Annotated in this window: 1 protein-coding gene; it reads left to right on the top strand. The window is 69.5% G+C overall.

The features are described from left to right. Positions 1-414 precede the first annotated feature (414 nt). On the top strand, positions 415-1149 hold a 735-nt coding region (locus tag ACZ7HQ_RS45785; protein WP_471003644.1), incomplete at its 3' end, for a helix-turn-helix domain-containing protein.

Genomic DNA, 1149 nt, shown 5'->3' with positions numbered 1-1149 from the left:
CGGCCCAGGAGCTCGCTCCACACGCCGATCATGAACTCGCCCACGTCACCGAGCCGGTACTCGTCGCCACTACGGCCCTGCGGCGCGCCGGACCCCGCGGAACGGTTCCGGCCGGAGACGGCAGAGCGGTCACTGGCCATTTTCGCCACCTCCATGGGCATGTGTCGGCTGCATCGGCTTCTCGTCACGGTACGGGAGCACATGCTGCCTGGCAATACTTTTCCAAGTCACGGGCAACTCTACTTGCCATCCACGCACCGCATTTGAGCGAGATGTGTAGGCCGTCGAGGTCGACAGGTTTGCCAAGCCGCACGCGACCGGCATACTCTCTGGCACATCTGGAATGAGTAGCGTGGCAGGCCACGGGGACCGGGCCGGGCCAGGAACCTTCGTCCTCCATCTATTCGTTGGGGCGTGCACGTGTTGGAGCAGCCATCTTTCGGCCGTCGCCTGAGGCAGCTGAGGACCGAGCGGGGCCTGTCCCAGGCCGCGCTCGCGGGGGACGGCATGTCTACGGGCTATCTCTCGCGCCTGGAATCGGGCGCGCGGCAGCCCACGGAGCGCGCCGTCGCCCACCTGGCCGGACAACTCGGCATCAGCCCGTCGGAGTTCGAGGGCTCCCGGGCCACTTCGCTCGCCCAGATCCTCTCCCTCTCCACCTCCCTGGAGTCCGACGAGACCAGTGAACTTCTCGCCGAGGCGGTGCGTTCCGCGCACGGCCAGGATCCGATGCTCCGCTGGCAGGCTCTGTGGCTGCTGGGGCAGTGGAAGCGCCGGCACGGGGACTCGGTCGGCGAGCACGGCTACCTCGAGCAGCTGGTGACGCTGAGTGAGGAGATCGGCCTGGCCGAGTTGCGCGCCCGGGCCCTGACCCAGTTCGCCCGGTCGCTGCGAGTACTGGGCGAGATCGTTCCGGCGGTGGAGGCTGCCGGCGCGGCCCACCGGCTCGCGGTGGACCACGTGCTGTCCAGCCAGGACAGGGCCGCGTCGCTGCTGGTTCTGGTGTCGGTGGAGGCCGAGGCGGGGCGGATGCCCGACGCCCGGCGCCACGCCGACGAGCTGACCGTCCTGGTGAGGGGGCGCTCCGACACCCTGTGGGCCGAGGCGTTGTGGACGGCGGGCGCGCTGAAGGTGCGGCAGGGCGAGTTC

It is taken from the genome of Streptomyces sp. NPDC037290 (assembly GCF_055603245.1).
This window is presented reverse-complemented; position numbering and strand designations above follow the sequence as displayed.